This is a genomic window from Streptomyces sp. NBC_01485 (assembly GCF_036227125.1).
GTDB lineage: Bacteria > Actinomycetota > Actinomycetes > Streptomycetales > Streptomycetaceae > Streptomyces.
This window is the reverse complement of sequence record NZ_CP109435.1, coordinates 7754497-7771915: the sequence shown is the minus strand read 5'-3', so window position 1 is coordinate 7771915 and position 17419 is coordinate 7754497. Positions and strand designations below refer to the sequence as shown.

The window sequence follows — 17419 nt, the reverse complement described above, 5'->3', positions numbered from 1 at the left end:
GGTGGTCATCACGTAGAACTCACGACGAAACGGGTGGGGTGGGCCATCTCGTACGTCCGCCATTGCCGGACCACTGTGCCTTGGAAGATCAGGTCGTGGTGCTGGGCGTGCGCGTGGGCGGCCTGGTCGTACTGCTCTCCGGTCAGCCGTACGCGGATCTGCCGTCCCCGGAGTTCCTCATTGGTGCCCGGCCCAGCGGCCACAAGGATGTGTCCGCCGTCGGTGCCAACACGGGCGAGGGACAAGGAGGGACCGAGGATCAATGCCTGTGGATACGACTCAGGCGTCGGGTCATCGCTTCTGAGCATCTCCGCCGCGCCGGACAACGAGGGCAGCAACTCCGCGGAGAAATCTGCCCTCGGCTGGGTGTAGGTGTGCGGGACGCTCCACCGGGGGGACCAGCCGAAAGTGATGGCGAACCCGTTGCCGGCGTCTCCGGCAAGTCCGGCCAATGATTCGCAGAGGTCTGCCGACACACCCAGTCGAGCCTGTTCGGCGAAGACCGCCAGGTCGCCGGATTCGGTGCTGAGCATGGCCGCTTTGCGTGCGGCGTGAACCGCTTCATAGAGGCGCTGGGAGACTCTGCGGCCGAAGGGAAGCTCGGCGGTGGCGGTGCGGCGGGGGACAACTGTGTTCGAGGGGCTTCCCGGATGAGCCTCGACCGGAATCTGGACGCTGAAGATATAGCTGCCTGGCTTGGCGGTGCCCAGCAGCGCTTGGTTGAGGAACTCTTTGGCCCGCCTGGGCTTGTTGCGAGGGAGGACCAGTCTCGGTTCGTCGAGTACCTCGGCGGTGGCGGCGCTCAGCAGCAGATCTTTGACCCTGGTGACGGCGGCCGCGCCCTCCAGGAGCGGAATGGTGCCGCTGGGGGTGTTCGGCTGTGTCCTGATCTCTTGGGTGTCCACGTCAGTGAGCACCATGTCGGCGTGGACAGACACGACAGTTCGGCCTTCGACCTGCCCAAGATCCTGCAGAAGATCGGCCATGCGGTTGGGGTAGTCGGTCAGCGCGGTCATGGCCGGGAGCAGCACGGTGTGTTCCCGATCACCAAGCCGTAGGCGCCACCGCATGCTGTAGCGGACACGTTCGCCCTCGACCCAGCCGCGCGTGCGCAGGTAGCGGGCGGCGTCCCGTGGAGTCAGCGCGCGCAGGTCGTCTTCTGCGACGGGAAAGCCGGTCACAGAGCAGCTCCAGAGGGGGCGCCGTTATCGAGGAGTTCGTGGATGGCTGCGGTGGTGAGCAGGTTCTTGCTGGGAACTGTCACGCTGACGCGCTGTTGATTTCCTTCCAGCGGGTAGGGGTCGTGCGCGAGTGAGACCCAGTAGGCGCTGTGGTTCAACTGGAGTGACTGTTCAGAGGCATTGCTGTAGTGGGCGGGCTTTTGCGGAACCACGACGGCGATGAGGAAGGCCGGCACCTGGCGTATCCCGATGAGCCGGCGGTACTGGTGTGCCTCAAGCCGCACTGTGATGCCCTCGCCCAAGCTGGAGGGATCCGGGACACGTTGGGTTTTGATTTGGAGATCGATCCGAGCGTCGATGGATGGGTCGGGGTCGTCGCGCCGCACCTCCAGGTCGATCCCGAGATCGGGCTGGGGCTTCGCGTGCTGCAGACCAGCAGCGGCGGCCAGGACGCCGACGAAGGCTTCCCCGAACCACCCCTGGTGGTTGTTGTGTTCCATATCCCCGTCCGCAGAGCGACCCGGGCGGTACCGGCCCCGGAATGCTGTGATGATCTCCGATTGGTCAGGGTATCGAGTCCAGCGCGGCACGCCCCGTGGAACGGTGGAAATCAACCGGCAACGGCGGTTGGGCAGGGGCCTGCTGTCGGGCGGTTTACTCGGTGAACAGCGCGGGTTGCACATATGGCTTGGGAGCAGTGGGCACCGGCAGCTTGTCTTCGCGCTGATCATCACCCGGCGCAGGGAGCGACGAGCCCGCCCCAGCGGGCTCGGTCTCGGTGGCGGGCGCAGGTGTCGCTGGAGGTTCTGGCGGAGGTGGCGGCGCCAGCTCTTCCCGTAGCCGTTTGAACGCACGGGCTTCAAGCTGCCGGATTCGTTCGCGGGTTACCCCGTACACCTTGCCGATGTCCTCCAGGGTCTGGACTTCATCGTCGATCAGGCCCAGGCGGCGCCGGACGATGTCCGCCTCGCGCTCCGTCAGGCGTGCGAGAAGCTGATCGACGCATTCGCGCGACATCTTGTGGCGGAGCACGTCTTCCGGTCCTGGGGCGGGCCGGGAGATGCCGAGGAGTTCGCCGAGATGGGTGCCGTCCCCGATGACGCGGTCGAGGGAGTCCGTGACCCGGCTGATTTTGCGTACTTTGTCGACGTCGGTGACTTCAAGGCCGCACGCGATGGCGATCGCGGCAGCGGTGGTTGCGCGGCCTTCTGTACGGAAGCGTGACTCTGCAGCGGCAACTTTCCGTACGGTCTGGTGCATGTGAACTGGGATGCGGATCACGGCGCCTTCGTCCGCGATGGCGCGCTGGAGCGCTTGTTGCACCCAGTAGGTCGCGTAGGTGGAGAACTTGAAACCTTTCCTGGCGTCGAACTTGCACGCGGCGTGCATCAGCTTCGCGAACCCGTGCTGCTCAAGGTCTTCCTGCTCCAGGCCCTGGTCCAAGTACTTCTTGACCATGCCGTGGACGAGCCCCTGGTTGTGGAGCAAGAACGCATCGCGGGCGCGGCGGCGGATGTGATGGGGCGGGAGCTGCGCGAACAGCTCATCTTCCGGTTCGATACCCACCTTATCCACGCCACCGCGCAGCAGGACGCTCAGCCCGACTTCCTCTTCCGCGCGCAGCAGCCGCTTCTGCGGACGCGGGTTGCGGGTGTCCTCGTCAAGAAGGCGGCGCGCGGCGGTAATGGCACCATCAAGGTCCGACTCGGTCCAGGAAATCGCATGGGACTCGGAGCTGTCCGGTTCCGGCGGGATGGTGTCAGCATCCTGATCGGTAGGAGGCGGGGGATATTCGTCCGATTGCACGATGATGATGCCCGCTCGACGAGCGACAGCCTGGAGCTCCTTCGCCTCTCCCGCTGTGAGACCGCAGAGGGCAGCGAGGCGACGCAATTGCTCTTCCGTGACTCTGCCGTTTGCCGCGCTCCGCTGCACGAGCCCCATCACGCGCTCTGCGCGGCCGGGCCGATGCGGGGCGTCCGTTGTCTCGGCGCCGGAGCGGGTATGCGGCACCAGCGCCGGTGCGGGCTGCGGAGCAGGGGAGACCTGCAGACCCAACTGCCCAAGCGCCGCGCTGAAGCGCTGTTGTGCCCCCTCGTCGAGCCCCAGTTGTGAGGTGGCTGCTTCGTACTCGGCCCACGGCACCTTCCCGTCGACGGCCGAGGACTGGAATCGCTGCAGCAGCTGGCTCATGGTCTCGCGCATGCCGGGTGCTCTGTTGCCTGTGACGCCGGGAGCAGCAGTTGACATAAAAGAGACTGTGCCACGCGGCACTGACAAGAGCCCCGTTCGTACAGAATCGCTGTCTTTGACGGCTCCCGGGACGCCCGTTGCTACGATCACGGTTGGCCGCAGCAAGCGCCTCACCCCTCTGGCCCGGGAGACGCGCTGCGGCACATGCGGGGAGGGACGTATGGACGCGCGTAGGGAACTCATCGACTATCTGCGACGGCAGTTGGTCGGACCCGCGAACGGTGAGACGGAGGAGATCACCGCACCTCCTGACCGACGGTATCTGATGGGCACGCTCTACCCGCAGGACAGTGATCTGCAGCGCAGGTTGGCCGAAACCCGGGAGGAGCCCGAACCGTTGCGCGCGGAGGGCGAGACGGAGGAAACCCGGTTCGCCGACGACCCGGTGCCCGAGTCCAACGCCTGGCTGCCATCCTCCCTGGGGCTGTCGGTCTTCACCAACGCCGAGGAACTGATCCTTTACTGCCGAGCCGCCCGGTACATCACGGTCCGGGGTCAGGGGCCTCGGCACTGGCGGCGGGAGTCCTTGCCAGCGGTACCGGTGCCCGTCAAGATCGGGCAGACCGAGGTCAAGGTGTTCGACGGCCGGGCAGAGGTCCGGCTGCGCTGGCGGCCCTTCAACGACGGCAACCTTCTCACTGTCGCGCTGGTGAACAGCGCCTTCGCGCCTGAGCCGGTCCCCGGGAAGCGCCCCCAGCCGCAGTGGGACGACATGCTCTTCCAGGTGTCGCTGGAGGTCGAGCCCGTCGGCGGCGCGTTCCTTCCTTACCCCAGCGTCCGACTCACCAGCCGGGACCTTGAGGAGCAGGAACTGCGACTGCAGTACCGCCACGTGGTGACCCATGCGGTGGGTCACGGCTGTGCCGTGGAGGAGGAACGGGCGAACGGGACAATCGCCAAGGTGCGTACCCAGGTCATGCCGGAGGCGGAAGTACCAGGCGTACAGGCCGCAGGCGCCTCCGGCTCCCCGGTCCTCACACTCGCGCGCCTCGGCGACCCTGGCGTATCCGCCGAAGAACTGCGCGCGGAGCTACGTGATTTCACCCGTAGCTACCGAGATTGGTACGAACAGCAATGCGAAATCGATATCCCTCCTGTGGGCCGGGCGGCTGCCCATCGGATCCTGGAGCGTATCCGCATCGCCGTGGAACGCATGGAAGCAGGCATTGACGCGCTCTGCCGGGACGACAAGAGCACGGAGCTGCAAGCGTTCCGGCTGGCCAATCGGGCCATGGCCTTGCAGATGCGGCATGTGAAGAAGGACCTCGCCGGCGAGCGCCGCCGCCGTACCGACGCTGTCCCGAAGGACCCGGAACCTGCTGCGGACGCAGCCTGGTATCCCTTCCAGCTGGGGTTCTTCCTGCTCGCAGCCCAGGGGCTGATCGACGAGGCGCACCCCGACCGTGAGGTGGTGGACCTGATCTGGTTCCCCACTGGTGGTGGCAAGACTGAGGCGTACCTGCTGCTCGCCAGCTTCGAGATGCTGCTGCGTCGACTGCGGTACGGCAGTGCAGGCGGCGGGACCGCCGTGATCAGCCGCTACACGCTGAGCCTGCTGACCACCCAGCAGTTCCAACGCGCGGCGACCACTGTGTGCGCCCTGGAGTACCTGCGGGACCCCGCTGGGCTTACCCCGGAAGAAGCGTCCAAGGCACCGGAGCCCCTGCTAGGCCGGGAGCCCTTCTCCATCGGCCTGTGGGTGGGCATGGCCACATCCCCTAACACCTACGAAGAAGCCCGGCGGGCGTTCGAAGACCAACGCGCCGCCCAGCGCCCCGAGGACGTATTTATCCTCGACCGCTGCTCCTGGTGCGGCACGCGGCTGCTGCCGGCCTCAAAGTCCCCCCAAATCGAGGACTACGGCGTACAGGCCAAAGAGGACTCCTTCAAGTTCTTCTGCCCCCGCGATGACTGCCGGTTCCACGATGTGCTTCCGGTGGCGGTCGTCGACGAACACATCTACGACCGCCCCCCGACGTTCCTGCTCGGCACGGTCGACAAATTCGCCCGTCTGGCCTGGGTCCCCCAGGCCAAGAGCCTGTTCGGGGGCCAGGGGCACCGCCGCCCGTCCCTGGTGATCCAGGACGAGCTGCACCTGCTGACCGGCCCGCTGGGTACCACGGTGGGCCTGTACGAGGCCGCGGTGCTCCAGCTGTGCGCATGGGGAGAAGGCCCCGCACCGAAGGTCATCGCGTCCACCGCCACGATCCGCCGCGCGGGCGAACAAGTGCGCCAGACCTATGGCCGCGACGTTCAGCTGTTCCCTCCTGCGGGACTTGACGCCCGCTTCTCGTACTTCGCGGAGCCGGACACCGACAGTCCTGGCCGTCGCTACGTGGGCGTCATGGCACAGGGCCACACCGCCGGCCGCGCCACCGTGGCCACGGCGGCAGCCCTGCTGCAAGGGCCTCTCGAACTGCCGCAAGAACACAGGGACGACTACTGGACGCTGGTCGCCTACCATCACAGCCTGCGCGAACTGGGCCGGACCAAGACCGCCGCCGGCGACGATATCCCTGCCCAACTCGCCGGCATGGGAGAACCGGGACGCCACCGGGAACTCACCGAGCGCGAGGTACAGGAACTCACCAGCAACCTCGCCCGTTCAGAACAACCCAAGCTGCTCGACGACCTGGAGCGCCCCTGGGACCACGAGCGGAGCGTGTCCTTCCTCGTCTGCACCAACATGCTCTCCGTCGGGGTCGATGTGAAACGCCTGGCCCTCATGCTGATGCTCGGCCAGCCCAAGGCCACCGCCGAGTACATCCAGGCCACCAGCAGGGTCGGCCGGCACAAGATTCCCGGGCTGGTGGTGACCTTCCTGAACTCCACCCGCCCCCGAGACCGCTCCCACTACGAAACCTTCGACACCTACCACCAGGCCCTCTACCAGCATGTGGAGCCCACCAGCGTCACCCCTTGGTCGATCCCCTCACGCCGCCGCGCCCTGCACGCGGCCCTGGTGGTCCTCGTCCGCCATGGGATCGGCCTCGCTGCCGAAAACCAGGCGGGGGCGATCTTGGACCACCCGACCGAGCTGGCCGATGCCGCCGCCAAGATCGCCGACTGGGTGGCACGCTGCGACCCCGCCTCGGCAGACGCCGCCGAACGCGATCTCTCCGCCCTGCGCAGGCAATGGCGCGAGCATGCCCAGCACGCCAAAGACACCGGCAAGAACTACTACTACCGCAACGCAGGCAAGGGGCAGACAAACCTCCTGGGCAACTTCGGCCGCGCTGACGGGCTGTGGGCAACACCGCATTCCATGCGCAGCGTCGACCAGGAGTGCCAGGTGATCGTGAAGGGAGCCGGAGAATGAACCGCAAACTGCGGGTCCGTCAGTCGCAGACCGTACTGCCCTTCGGCGTCGGAGCCATCCTCGACCTCCAAGGGGAATCATTCGTCGCAGCCGGAATCGCGGACTGGCCCGGCCCCAAACACCGGCAGCGGATCTCTTCGCCGCGGTTGGAAGGCAAGCTCCGTGCGACCGGGCTGTGGTCCGCTCCGCCGGCCCCGGTAGCCGACTACGACGTCCCTAATGCGCATGGACCCCGGTACGTCCGCTTCCCCGGCTGGCTGTTCTGCGGATCCTGCCGGCGCATGACCCGATGGCGCATCGCCAACGAACGCTTCGGACACCCTCCCGTCTGCCCCTTCTGCTCACCGCAGCGCAGACTCGCCCCGATGCGCTTCGTCTCGATCTGTCCGGACGGACACCTCGGCGATGTCGATTGGTGGTACTGGGCCCACTCCGAACGCACCCAGGACGAGCGCGACCGCTGTCCGGACCGGGAAAAGCTCACCTTCCACGTGGAAGAGAGCACGACCGGTCTCGAAGCCCTGTCGATCAGCTGTCGCAACAAGGAGTGCGAGGGCGCTTCCCGGGACCTGCTCGACATCCTCGGCACCAAGGGCCTGCGCTGCGGAGGGCGCAATCCCTGGCAGCGGTTCAACGAGCGCGTTGACTGCCGTGAACAAGTCCAGATCGTCCAGCGCACCGCCGGCAATGTGTACTACCCCGTGATGCACTCGGCTCTCGACATTCCCGCTCCCCAGGCCCCCATCCTGCTGGAAAGCGAGGAAGCCGACCGGGTCCGCAACCACGAATTCTGGCCGACTCTGTGCCAGCAGTTGGACAGCCCGAGCGCACCTGCCCTGCGCGACATGATCGCAGAGGCAGCCGGAGCCGACGAAGCGCTCATGCAGGCACTGCTGGAGGAAGAAACCGGCCGCCGCCTCGGCGACCCCGCGCCCAATCCAGCAGGCACCGGGCCGGTCAGCCCGATCGGCGACGCACCGGTCTACCCCGACCTCAGCTGGGAGGAATGGGCAGCCTTCACCGCCCCTGTCCCCGAACACTCCCGGGAATTCGTCATCCGACCAGTGGGACTCGGAATTGAGCCGACCGCCGGAGCGCCCTGGGCCCAGCTCGCGGCGCGCATCCCCACCGTCGTCGTCGCCGACCGGCTACGTGAAGTACGCGCCCTGCAAGGCTTCACCCGCGTCTCACCCGAGCAGAAATTCGTCCCCGTCGACACCTCCCGGCGTGCCCGCTGGCTGCCGGCCATCGAAGTATTCGGAGAAGGAATCTTCCTCACCCTCGACGAGGAACTGCTCGCCCCATGGGAGCAGAAGAAGCAGGTGCGCGACCGGGTCGCCGGCCTTGCCAGCGACCTGGAAAGTTCCTTCCAGAAAGACCGCCTGGCCTCCATCACCGGTCCCGCCCTGCTCCCTCGCTATCCCCTGCTGCACACCGTCGCGCATCTGCTGATCCGCCAACTCGCCTACGAATCTGGATACAGCACCGCATCGCTGCGCGAACGCGTGTACGCCCGCCCGCGCCACAGTGAGGACGCCGACCAGGCCCAGTGCGGGATACTGATCTACACCGCTTCCGGAGACACCGACGGCACCATGGGAGGACTCGTCCGCCAGGGCGAACCCGGCTTCCTTGCCGAAACCCTGGTGCGCCTGCTCGAACAGGCCGCCTGGTGCTCAGCCGACCCTCTGTGCGCCGAACACACCGGCCAGGGGTACGCCAACCTCAACCGCGCCGCCTGCCACGCCTGTGCTCTGCTGCCCGAGACCAGCTGCGAGACCGGCAACGCGCTCCTCGACCGGATGCTCGTGGTCGGCGGAGCTGGTGTCCCAGGCTTCTTCGAACCCGTCGTCACAGCCGCCCAAGAGGAAGCCGTGAACGCCTCGGGCGAATACCGCATCAGCAAGGGCGGATTCAGGTGACGCTCACGTTCCTCGACCTGGCCCCCGCGCAGCAGGATCTGCTCGAATCTCTAGCACCAGATAGCAACCACCTGGTAAGCGGCCAACCCGGCACCGGGAAGAGCGTGCTGGCCATGCACCGGGCAGCACTGCTGGACCTTATGGGACATTCCACCGTGCTGGTGGCGAGATCCAACCTGCTACGCCAGCAGCTTGCGGCGGACGCGGTGGCGGTGGGTTCATCGGTCCCAGTACTGACATTCCACCGCTGGGTGATCAATTGGTACCAACGGGCGACCGGCACGGCGCCTGGTCAGACAGAGGACGGCCTCTTCGACTGGTCAGAACTGATGAGCGCAGCCATGAGCGTCGGACTGGGCCAACTGGAACAACTGGTGGTCGACGAAGGGCAGGACCTGCCGCAGCAGTTCTACCAGCTCTGCCGCGTGCTCGGGATTCGCATGACGGTATTCGCGGACGAGCAGCAGCGCATCACGGACACCCAGTCCACACTGGCGGAGATCGAAAAAGGGATGGGAAGCACCACCCGCCACGAGATCACCGTGAATCAGCGCAACAGCCAGCCAGTCGCCGTACTAGCCGAGCACTTCCACGTCGACGGTGATCCACCGCTGCTGCCGGACCGCGACGGCCCCGTGCCGCAACTTCTACGACACACAGGCGGAAGCCAGCGGCTCGCAAGTTGGCTGTCCGCCTACGCGACAGCCAACCCCCGGTGCAGCATTGGTGTGATCCTGCGGCGCACCCGCGCGCAAACAGAACTCTTCGCCGAGATCAGCCGTCCCCCGCACGGCCAGCAAGCGCAGATGTACATCGGCAACGCACCCGAAGGCCGCTACCGGACACTGACCCCCAGAAAAGCGGGCATCAGCATCATCAACCGTGCCAGCGTGAAGGGCCTGGAATTCGACACGGTGATTATACCGGACACCCATATCGACAGCGGTGATCCGACAGCAGCCGAATTAAGGATGCGCTACTACGTCATGACGACCCGAGCCAGGCAGGAATTGTACTTCTGCTATTCCGGGGACCGAGAGCCCCCGATCCTGGCAGATGTCCCTGCGCGTACACTGCGACGCTCCATGATGTAAAAGCTGACACCGCGAATCCGGACCGTCTCCAGGGAATCTTGAACTTCCCAATGACCTGCGCCGACACCACAACCCGTCGCCCGTCCACCGGCACGTCTGCCACCGTGCACCGTGGTAGCCACGCTCCCGCGCGGGTCGGTGTCCCGCACATCGGACGCGGCACTGCCTCCTGCCGGGTCCGTGCCGACAGCCGGTCCACCTCGCCAACGAGGAGCGTGATGCCCGGCCGGAACTCGACCTCCACCCCATGATGCGTGGCGAACCACCGGAACCAACGGAATCCACACCTCCGCCGCCCCCGAAGAGGCCGACACGAGCCGACCTCGAACGACGCGTTATGACCCTCGAGAAGGAGAACGAACGCTTGCGCACGAAGCTCAGTGGCTGAATGCCCCGACCGAAGCCACCGGGCTGACTCGCCAGCAGCGCGCGGAGAACTAGCTGACGGCGACGGCGTAGATCGCCGCCGCACGGACACCCAGTTCGCCCGCACAGTGGCAGCTCATCGCTCCCTTCGTCGAAGACCCGGCCGCGCACCGGTCGGCGATACGCGCCATCGCCGCGTAGACACGGTCCACGTCAGCCCCGCTCGTTCGAGCGAAATGCTTTCGAACCACCCGCCGCTAACAAACGGAACTGACACCGTGCCACCGTCGTACCTCAACCTCGAGTCGAAGGCGGGCCATTGGAACGGCAGGTCAATGAGCGGCAACTGTCGGTGCTGAAGTGGGTGGAAGACGGGTGCCCTGCCGGCGTTTGGGAGACCAGCTCCTACAAGACCACCTGTCAGGCACTGCATAACCGCGGCCTGGTCCTGGTCTCCCGGAAGGGTGGGCAGTGGAACGTCGCCCTGACAAGCGCCGGCCGACACTACCTGGCGCACGGCACATACCCTCCCCGTGGATCGCGCCCGCGGAAGACCCAGGCCGCTGCTCCACAACCGCCGTCCCCCCGAGCGCAGGAAACTCCAGCCTCCGCGCGAAAGCCAAGCCCTCCTCCAGAGCGTCACATGACATTCACGGAGCAACTGCTGCAAGAGCTCGCGGAGGCAGGCGGCCAGATCGTCAAGCTCGGCAGCGGTCCGGACCTGGAGAAGTGGCCGTCCCGCGTCGCCGCGGCACGCAGATCCGGAAGGATTCCGGAGACGAAGGAGCTGTACGGGCGTTGGCGCCGTGGCGGGTACGAGATCAAGCTCGTCGACATCCCCGCCTGGCGCCTTGCCGACCTCGAACCCGTCCCCGTGCCCGCCCGGCTCACCCGCCCGCACACCGTGGTCCGGGCCATACAGAACGAACGCCAGCCGCTCGGCCTGACCAGGCCCGTCCAAGGACGCGCTCTCCGACTCATCCAGGCACTGATCACCGCCGCCGAGGCCGCAGGACGCACCTGCTCGGCCGGTCAAACCGGCTTCGCACCCCCGTCTCATCGCCGCCGCAGGGCACATCCTCACTTCACCATCACCGTTCAGGGCCAGACCGTGGGGTTTCTTGTTCTCCAGGAGCAGGACCGGGCCGAACACGTCGCCACCGAGAAGGAACTCGCCGACGCCAAGAAGTACTCCTGGGTCAGGATCCCCCGCTTCGACTACACGCCGTCCGAACGCCTCCGCTTCATCATCAGCGGCGGCCAGCCACACCGAGCGAGCGAATGGGCCGACACCCCAGGCCGTCCCCTTGAAGAGCAGCTCGCCGAGATCGCACAGGAGGTCACGCTGCGCGGCGAAGCCGCCGAACGCAGACGCCGGGACGAGGCCGAAGCGGCACGCCAGAAGCGGATCCGCTGGGAAGCCGCCATGGAACAAGCCCGCATCCGGTACGCGGAGGCGTACCGCGTCAGGCACCTCGAAGCCCAGGAAGCGGCATGGCGCCACGCCACCCGGCTGACCGAGTACGTGAGCGCGGTACGCACACGCGTCGAGGCCATGCCACCGGGGCAGACCAGAACCGAAGCCGAAGCATGGATCAGCTGGGCAGCAGCCACTGTGGAGCGCCTCGACCCACTGAACACACCGCCCCGACTGCCCGACATCCCCAACCCACGGGCCGACGACCTGAAACCCTTCCTCGGGCACTGGAGCCCCTACGGCCCCTGAGCCGCGATAGCGGGCGCGCACCGACTGGGTGGCACTCAGATGATCATCCGTGATCTCAGACAGCACGGCACGGCCTCGTCGCACCCAATGTCGGATGTCGTCGACCGCGCTGAGCGCCGCTGCACGGCCCAGCTCGCGGGTGGCGCCGTGGTCAATCTCCGAGAGCAGCAGCGGGGACATACCGGAGCCCCGCAGCCATGATGGCTTCGTTTGACGCACGCACGCTGCCCCGCGATCGCCCCAGCGTGCCAGCAAGATCGCCGTATCGTCCACCGTTTGCGCTCCGCACGTTGATGCACGCCCGGGACGCACTCCCGGCTCACGCTCCAACCGACCTACGTGCACGAGGGTTTGGCGGCTTGTCACCAATCAACCTACATCCACTGGTGTTTGCTGCTTGAGATGTCATGGGCATTATGTATGGGTCTGATCGTCGGCGTGGGTGCAACCTTGGGGGGCCGATGGCAAGAGGGGACGTCAGGGCGGGAAAGGGCACGACCGGATCGGTAGCGGACCTCGTTGCCCAGTTCGGCGAGGAGGTCAGGGCCAAGCTGCAAGGTCCCGCAGGGGCGGTCAGCAGTAAGGAGGACACCCTGACCGCGCCGGTGGAGCATCTGCTGCGCGGCATGGCCTCGCGGCAACGCCTCAAGCTCATCGTCCACGGTCAGAGTCGCATCAAGGAACTCGGGATCCGGCCCGACTTCGCCATCGCCTGCGGCGGCAGGACCATAGGGCACGTCGAGCTGAAGCAGCCGGGCTCGGGGGCCAATCCGGAGAAGTGGTCGGTGAAGAGCCACGACCGCAAACAGTGGGAGAAGATCAAGGCACTCCACAATGTGCTGTACACCGACGGATACCAGTGGGCGGTCTACCGTTTCGGCGTACAGGTCGGCCCGACCGGAATCCTGGTCGGAGACCTTGATTCCGGTAGCCGGCAACTCGTCGTCGCGGACACCGGGTTCGAGCGCACCCTCACACACTTCTTCCTGCCAGCGCCCATCGTCCACGACAGCATCAACGAACTGGTCAAGCGCATCGCGGGAATCTGCGCCCTGCTGCGTGACGAGGTCACCGAACGCCTCACCCGCGAGGAGCACGGGGAGGCTGACGCTGCGTTCTCAATCCTGGCCGACAACTGGAAGGACCTGCTCTTCCCCGACGCTCGCCCGGAAGAGTTCGCGGACCAATACAGTCAGACGCTGACGTTTGCCATGCTGCTGGCTCGTCTTGAACACATTGATCTGGGCAGGCTCACGCTCCCCGAGGTCGCGATCCGACTGGGCAAGCGGCATTCCTTGATGGGCAAGGCGCTGGCGGTGCTGACGGACGACGCCCTCGACGATCTGCGGGGCATCATCGACCCGCTGATCGACGTCTTATCGGCCGTCGACCCCGAGATGTTCAAGGACGAGACCGGAGACACCTACCTCCACCTGTACGAGGGCTTTCTGAGCGCCTACGACCCGGAACTGCGACGGCGGACGGGTACGTACTACACGGCCGGCGAGGTCGTCCGCTTCATGGTCGGCTTCACCGACGAAGTGCTGCGTGACCGGCTCGGCCAGGAGGACGGCTACGGAAGCGAGGACGTCACCGTCGTCGATCCGGCCATGGGCACCGGGACCTTCCTCATCAACATCATCGACCACGTCGCCAAGTCCCTGACACTGAAGTACGGCAGCACGCTCAAGTCCGGGCTTCTCCGGGAACTCTCGGGCCGACTGGCCGGGCTGGAGAAACAGACCGGGCCGTACGCCGTCGCCGAACTCCGTGTGCACCACGCCTTCCGGTCCCACGACGCCGACATCACGCGCCGCCCGCCGAGGCTTCTGGTGGCCGACACACTCGACGATCCCGCCGTCGAGCACCACCTGGGCTTCATGTACGAGGCGATCGCCCGCCACCGCCGCATGGCGAACAAGATCAAGGCGGACGAGAAGGTCATGGTGGTCATCGGCAATCCACCCTACCTGCGGGGTGCGAGACAGTCGGGCGTCGGACGCTGGGTCACCGAGGGCAACCCGAACGGCCAGGGCCCGATCCTCGCCCGCTTCCACCCAGAGGACAACGGACGCGTCGGATACGCCCTCGACAACCTCTACGTCTACTTCTGGGCGTGGTCCACCTGGAAGGTCTTCGACCAGTTGACCGCCTCGGGAGCGCCGAAGGCCCCCAGCGGGATCGTCGCCCTCATCACCAACTCCGGATACCTGGACAGCGAGGGCTCGGCCGGCATGCGCCACTACCTACGCGAGGCCGCCGACGAGGGCTGGGTCATCGGTCTCTGTCCCGAGGGCGCCTACTCCGACACGCGCACCCGTGTCTTCCAGGATGTCAAGCGGGAGATCTGCATCGCCGTCTTCGTCCGCCATGGCGCCCCGGACGCGAGTACACCGGCGCGGGTCTGGCGACTCGACGTCCCCGCGGGCACACGCGAGGAGAAGTTCAACTGGCTGGAAGGGCTTGGCCTCGACGGCCATCGCGACGGGACCTCCTGGCAACTCTGCCCCACACAGTGGACCGCGCCTTTTCACGTCCTGTCCGACTCCGAGTGGTCGGCAATGCCACCGGTGGATGCCCTACTGCCCTGGACGAGCTCCGGCAACAAGAACAACCGCAGCTGGCCCGTCTCACCCAGCCGCGACGTCCTGGAGAGCCGGTGGCGCAGACTCGTCCAAGCCCCAGCGGAGGACAAGGCCGCACTGCTGAAAACAACCAGAGACCGCCGTCCGGATAAGCCGGAACCACCACTGCCCGGCCAGCAGGAAAGGGACAGCCTTGCCGCGGAGAAGGAGACGTTGCCGGTCACTGTTCCCTACGGCCGGATGACCTTCGACAGGCAGTACATCATCGCGGACAGACGAGTGATCGACTTTCCGCGACCGGCCTTGTGGTTCGCCCACAACGACCAGCGTCAGATCTACCTGTCCGAACTCCACACGGAATCAGGCCGTCCGGGGCCGGCGGTGAGTTTCACTGCCCTGCTGCCCGACATGCACCACTTCAAAGGCACCGAAGGCGGCCGCGTCGCCCCTCTCTACCGCCACACTCACCAGGCTGAACCAAACGTCACCCCTGGCCTGCTGCGTCTTCTCACCAAGACGCACGGCGTGACGGTCACCGCCGAGGACCTCTTCGCGTACATCGCGGGAACAGCCGGCCACAGCGGCTACACCCGCCGCTTCGCCGCGAACCTCGCCGAGCGCGGTGTCCGTATCCCTATAACACGCGACCCGGCTCTATGGGCGGAGCTCGTGGAAGTGGGCAGGCGCACGGTGTGGATCCACACGTACGGCCAGCGCTTCGCCTCCCACCACGACAGTTCACCTGGCTCGTCCCCGAGGCTTCCCCCCGAGGAACAACCGGAATGCGTCGTCGTGATCGGAGAGGACGACGGGTTACCCGCGGACATCTCTTACGACGCGTCCACGCGAACCCTCACGGTGGGCACGGGCTGCATACGTCCGGTGGCGCCGGAAGTCTGGGACTATCGGATCGGCGGGGTGCAGGTGATCCGCAAGTGGTTCAGCTTCCGCAAGCGCAAGCCAGACGTGGAACGACAGACCCCGTTGAATGACATCCTGCCCCCGACCTGGCCTGCCCGGTGGACCGTTGATCTGCTTGACCTCATCAACGCGCTCGGGCTCCTCGTAGCCCTCGAACCCCGACAGGCCCGGCTGCTGGATGCAGTGAGCAGCGGCCCGCTCATCAGCACGGACGACCTACGGGGCGAGGGCATCCTGCCCGTACCTGCCTACGCAACTAAGGAACCGAAACCGCCGCGGAAGTCTCGACGCGCCCCCGGCCCTGGTCAGGAGAGCCTCGACTTCTCGGACTGACACCCGTCCGGCCTGAGTGCCTGACGCCCGCAACATCAACGGAATATTTGCACGACGACGCCCCGCCGCAGCCAGCGGGGCGTCGTTGTATCAGGTCCCCGTCTACGCAGGACCCCCGCCGGAGCGATCCGACGGGAATCCTCACCTGTCACGACAGCCCCTATGAGCGGGGTCCTGGCTGTAGCTGTCCGACCAGGTGGAAGACGTCCCGGGCCGCGTAGCCTTTGAAGCGACGGACGATTTCGCGACGGGTCTTACCCTCCTTGATCCGGCGCTCGTAATAGTCCGGAGTGCGCGGGTCGACCCGCAGGCGGATGAACACGATGCGGTGGAGCGCGGCATTGGCCTGACGGTCGCCACCACGGTTGAGGCGACGCAACTGCCGGCGTCCCCAGGAACGCTCGACAGGACTGACCCCGAATTAAGCGGTGAAGGACGCCCTGCACGCTCCTCCTGACAGTGTCACCCGGGCTGGGCACGGGGAACGCGCTGGTGCTGATCCTGCTGATGCAGCTCGGGTGTTGGCGGTGACGGGGCTGCTGAATCTGCGGCCGCCCCGGGTGGTCGACTGAGACGCGGATGCTCGGCCGAGAGCTGAGCGGGACCGGCCACGCCCGGTACGGCAGCAGGGCCCGGACCGCGCGTCGCAGTCCGGTGTCGTCGCTCGTCTGCCCGGCGCCCTCGGCTGCGCCTGCCTTCTCGCGCATCTTGCGCATCAGCTCCGCCTTCTGGTCGGCTGCACCCTGGCGGTCGAGGTTGCGGTGCGGACCGTTGTTCTGCCGTTCTGAAGTTCCCCCCGCGAACTGGACAGCGGGTGTTTACGCTGCCGGGACGAGGTTCTGCCTGAGCAAGGATCTCGTTTCGAGCGGGGTGACGTACCCGTAGTCGGGGTGCCGACGGAGCCGGCTGCGGTTGTACTCGACCTCGACGTAGCGGAAAACGTCGGCCCGGGCGGCCTCGCGGGTCTCCCACATGGTCGTCCCGATCTCCGCTTTCAGGATGGCGAACCAGCTTTCCGCGGCGGCATTATCGTAACAAGAGCCGACGCGCCCCATCGACTGCCTCATGCGCAACTTGCGTATTTCGCTGCGGAATTCGTCACTCGTGTACTCGCTGCCGCGATCCGTATGCATGACGCAACCGTGCTCCAGGCCGCCACGCCCGGCCGCCATCCGCAAGGCGGCGACCGGCAGCTCGGCGCGGTGGTGGTCGGCCATCGCCCAGCCGACCACCTCCCGCGTCGCGAGATCGATACAGGTCGCCAGATACAACTTCCCTTCCAGCGTGCCGAGTTCAGTCATGTCGCCGACGAGCCGCATCCCGGGCCGGGGCGCGGTGAAGTCCCGGCCGATCAGGTCGGGCGCGAACACCGCCCGCTTCGCCTGCCGGGTCAGGCCCCGCCGCCGGCGGCGGGTGATCCCGACGACCCGGTGCCTGCGCATCAGCCGCTCGATCTTCTTGGAGTTCACCACCCGCCCGGCCCGCCGCAGGGCGGCGTGGATCCGCGGGGCCCCGTAGGCACCGCGAGATCCGGCGTGAAGCACCCGGATCTCGCCCACCAGCGCCTCCTCCGCCCGCTCCCGCACCGTCCGGGCCGGCCGTGACGCCCTGTGCGCGTAGTAGGTGGAACGGGGCACTCCCAGCACACGGCACAGAAACGCAACGCTTTGACCTGCAGGATTACCCTCCGACGCCTTCTCCGCATCGATGAAACGACAC

The 17419-nt window shown here is 66.6% G+C and carries 10 protein-coding genes and 3 pseudogenes; 5 read left to right on the top strand and 8 right to left on the bottom strand.

Annotation, left to right across the window (positions count from 1 at the left end):
* Positions 1–8 precede the first annotated feature (8 nt).
* The 3 genes from OG352_RS34300 to OG352_RS34290 form a co-directional block, all read right to left on the bottom strand.
* Complete coding sequence (locus OG352_RS34300) at positions 9–1181, bottom strand: hypothetical protein (protein ID WP_329222299.1); 1173 nt, start codon at positions 1179–1181, stop codon at positions 9–11.
* Positions 1178–1681, bottom strand: a complete 504-nt coding sequence (locus OG352_RS34295; RefSeq protein WP_329222298.1) for a DUF4365 domain-containing protein — start codon at positions 1679–1681, stop codon at positions 1178–1180. The genes OG352_RS34300 and OG352_RS34295 overlap by 4 nt, the downstream gene beginning before the upstream one ends.
* Positions 1682–1835: 154 nt before the next feature.
* Positions 1836–3386: a sigma-70 family RNA polymerase sigma factor gene (locus tag OG352_RS34290; protein ID WP_329222296.1), complete on the bottom strand. Its 1551-nt coding sequence runs from the start codon at positions 3384–3386 to the stop codon at positions 1836–1838.
* Between the two features lie 313 nt (positions 3387–3699).
* On the opposite strand from OG352_RS34290, the gene OG352_RS34285 reads away from it, so the two are divergent.
* Genes OG352_RS34285 through OG352_RS34275 form a run of 3 tightly spaced genes read left to right on the top strand, consistent with a single transcriptional unit; the run spans position 3700 to position 9769 of the window.
* Entirely contained in the window at positions 3700–6753 is a 3054-nt protein-coding gene (locus OG352_RS34285; RefSeq protein WP_329222295.1) for a helicase-related protein, read from the top strand.
* Positions 6750–8675 (top strand): DUF1998 domain-containing protein, encoded by a 1926-nt coding sequence (locus OG352_RS34280; protein WP_329222293.1) that lies wholly within the window; start codon positions 6750–6752, stop codon positions 8673–8675. Before OG352_RS34285 ends, OG352_RS34280 begins: the two co-directional genes overlap by 4 nt.
* Positions 8672–9769: an AAA family ATPase gene (locus OG352_RS34275; RefSeq protein WP_329222292.1), complete on the top strand. Its 1098-nt coding sequence runs from the start codon at positions 8672–8674 to the stop codon at positions 9767–9769. Before OG352_RS34280 ends, OG352_RS34275 begins: the two co-directional genes overlap by 4 nt.
* A 437-nt stretch (positions 9770–10206) precedes the next feature.
* On the opposite strand, the gene OG352_RS34270 is transcribed toward OG352_RS34275, so the two are convergent.
* A complete protein-coding gene (locus tag OG352_RS34270; RefSeq protein WP_329222290.1) occupies positions 10207–10347 on the bottom strand; it encodes a hypothetical protein in 141 nt (46 codons plus the stop codon).
* Between the two features lie 431 nt (positions 10348–10778).
* Here OG352_RS34270 and OG352_RS34265 point away from each other — a divergent pair, with 431 nt between their 5' ends.
* Entirely contained in the window at positions 10779–11861 is a 1083-nt protein-coding gene (locus OG352_RS34265; RefSeq protein ID WP_329222289.1) for a hypothetical protein, read from the top strand.
* Positions 11862–11864: 3 nt separating this feature from the next.
* Here OG352_RS34265 and OG352_RS34260 read toward each other — a convergent pair.
* Positions 11865–12078, bottom strand: a pseudogene (locus OG352_RS34260) (VapC toxin family PIN domain ribonuclease); the annotation flags it as partial.
* A 244-nt stretch (positions 12079–12322) separates the two neighbouring features.
* Between OG352_RS34260 and OG352_RS34255 the strand changes: the two are divergent.
* The gene (locus OG352_RS34255) at positions 12323–15700 is read left to right on the top strand and encodes a type ISP restriction/modification enzyme (protein ID WP_329222287.1); all 3378 of its coding nucleotides are present in this window, start codon (positions 12323–12325) and stop codon (positions 15698–15700) included.
* A gap of 160 nt (positions 15701–15860) precedes the next feature.
* Here OG352_RS34255 and OG352_RS34250 read toward each other — a convergent pair.
* The 3 genes and pseudogenes from OG352_RS34250 to OG352_RS34240 all read right to left on the bottom strand — a co-directional run.
* A pseudogene (locus tag OG352_RS34250) lies at positions 15861–16118 on the bottom strand (transposase); the annotation flags it as partial.
* A gap of 235 nt (positions 16119–16353) precedes the next feature.
* Positions 16354–16488 (bottom strand): annotated as a pseudogene (locus OG352_RS34245) (DUF6243 family protein); the annotation flags it as partial.
* A 30-nt stretch (positions 16489–16518) separates the two neighbouring features.
* Positions 16519–17409: an IS3 family transposase gene (locus OG352_RS34240; RefSeq protein WP_329224060.1), complete on the bottom strand. Its 891-nt coding sequence runs from the start codon at positions 17407–17409 to the stop codon at positions 16519–16521.
* Positions 17410–17419: the final 10 nt, after the last annotated feature.

What these genes read in the sequence shown, in the direction of transcription:
- OG352_RS34295 (WP_329222298.1), bottom strand. Translation starts at nt 1,681, where the DNA reads ATGGAACACAACAACCACCAGGGGTGGTTCGGGGAAGCCTTCGTCGGC.
- OG352_RS34290 (WP_329222296.1), bottom strand. Translation starts at nt 3,386, where the DNA reads ATGCGCGAGACCATGAGCCAGCTGCTGCAGCGATTCCAGTCCTCGGCC.
- OG352_RS34285 (WP_329222295.1), top strand. Translation starts at nt 3,700, where the DNA reads ATGGGCACGCTCTACCCGCAGGACAGTGATCTGCAGCGCAGGTTGGCC.
- OG352_RS34280 (WP_329222293.1), top strand. Translation starts at nt 6,750, where the DNA reads ATGAACCGCAAACTGCGGGTCCGTCAGTCGCAGACCGTACTGCCCTTC.
- OG352_RS34265 (WP_329222289.1), top strand. Translation starts at nt 10,779, where the DNA reads ATGACATTCACGGAGCAACTGCTGCAAGAGCTCGCGGAGGCAGGCGGC.
- OG352_RS34255 (WP_329222287.1), top strand. Translation starts at nt 12,323, where the DNA reads ATGGCAAGAGGGGACGTCAGGGCGGGAAAGGGCACGACCGGATCGGTA.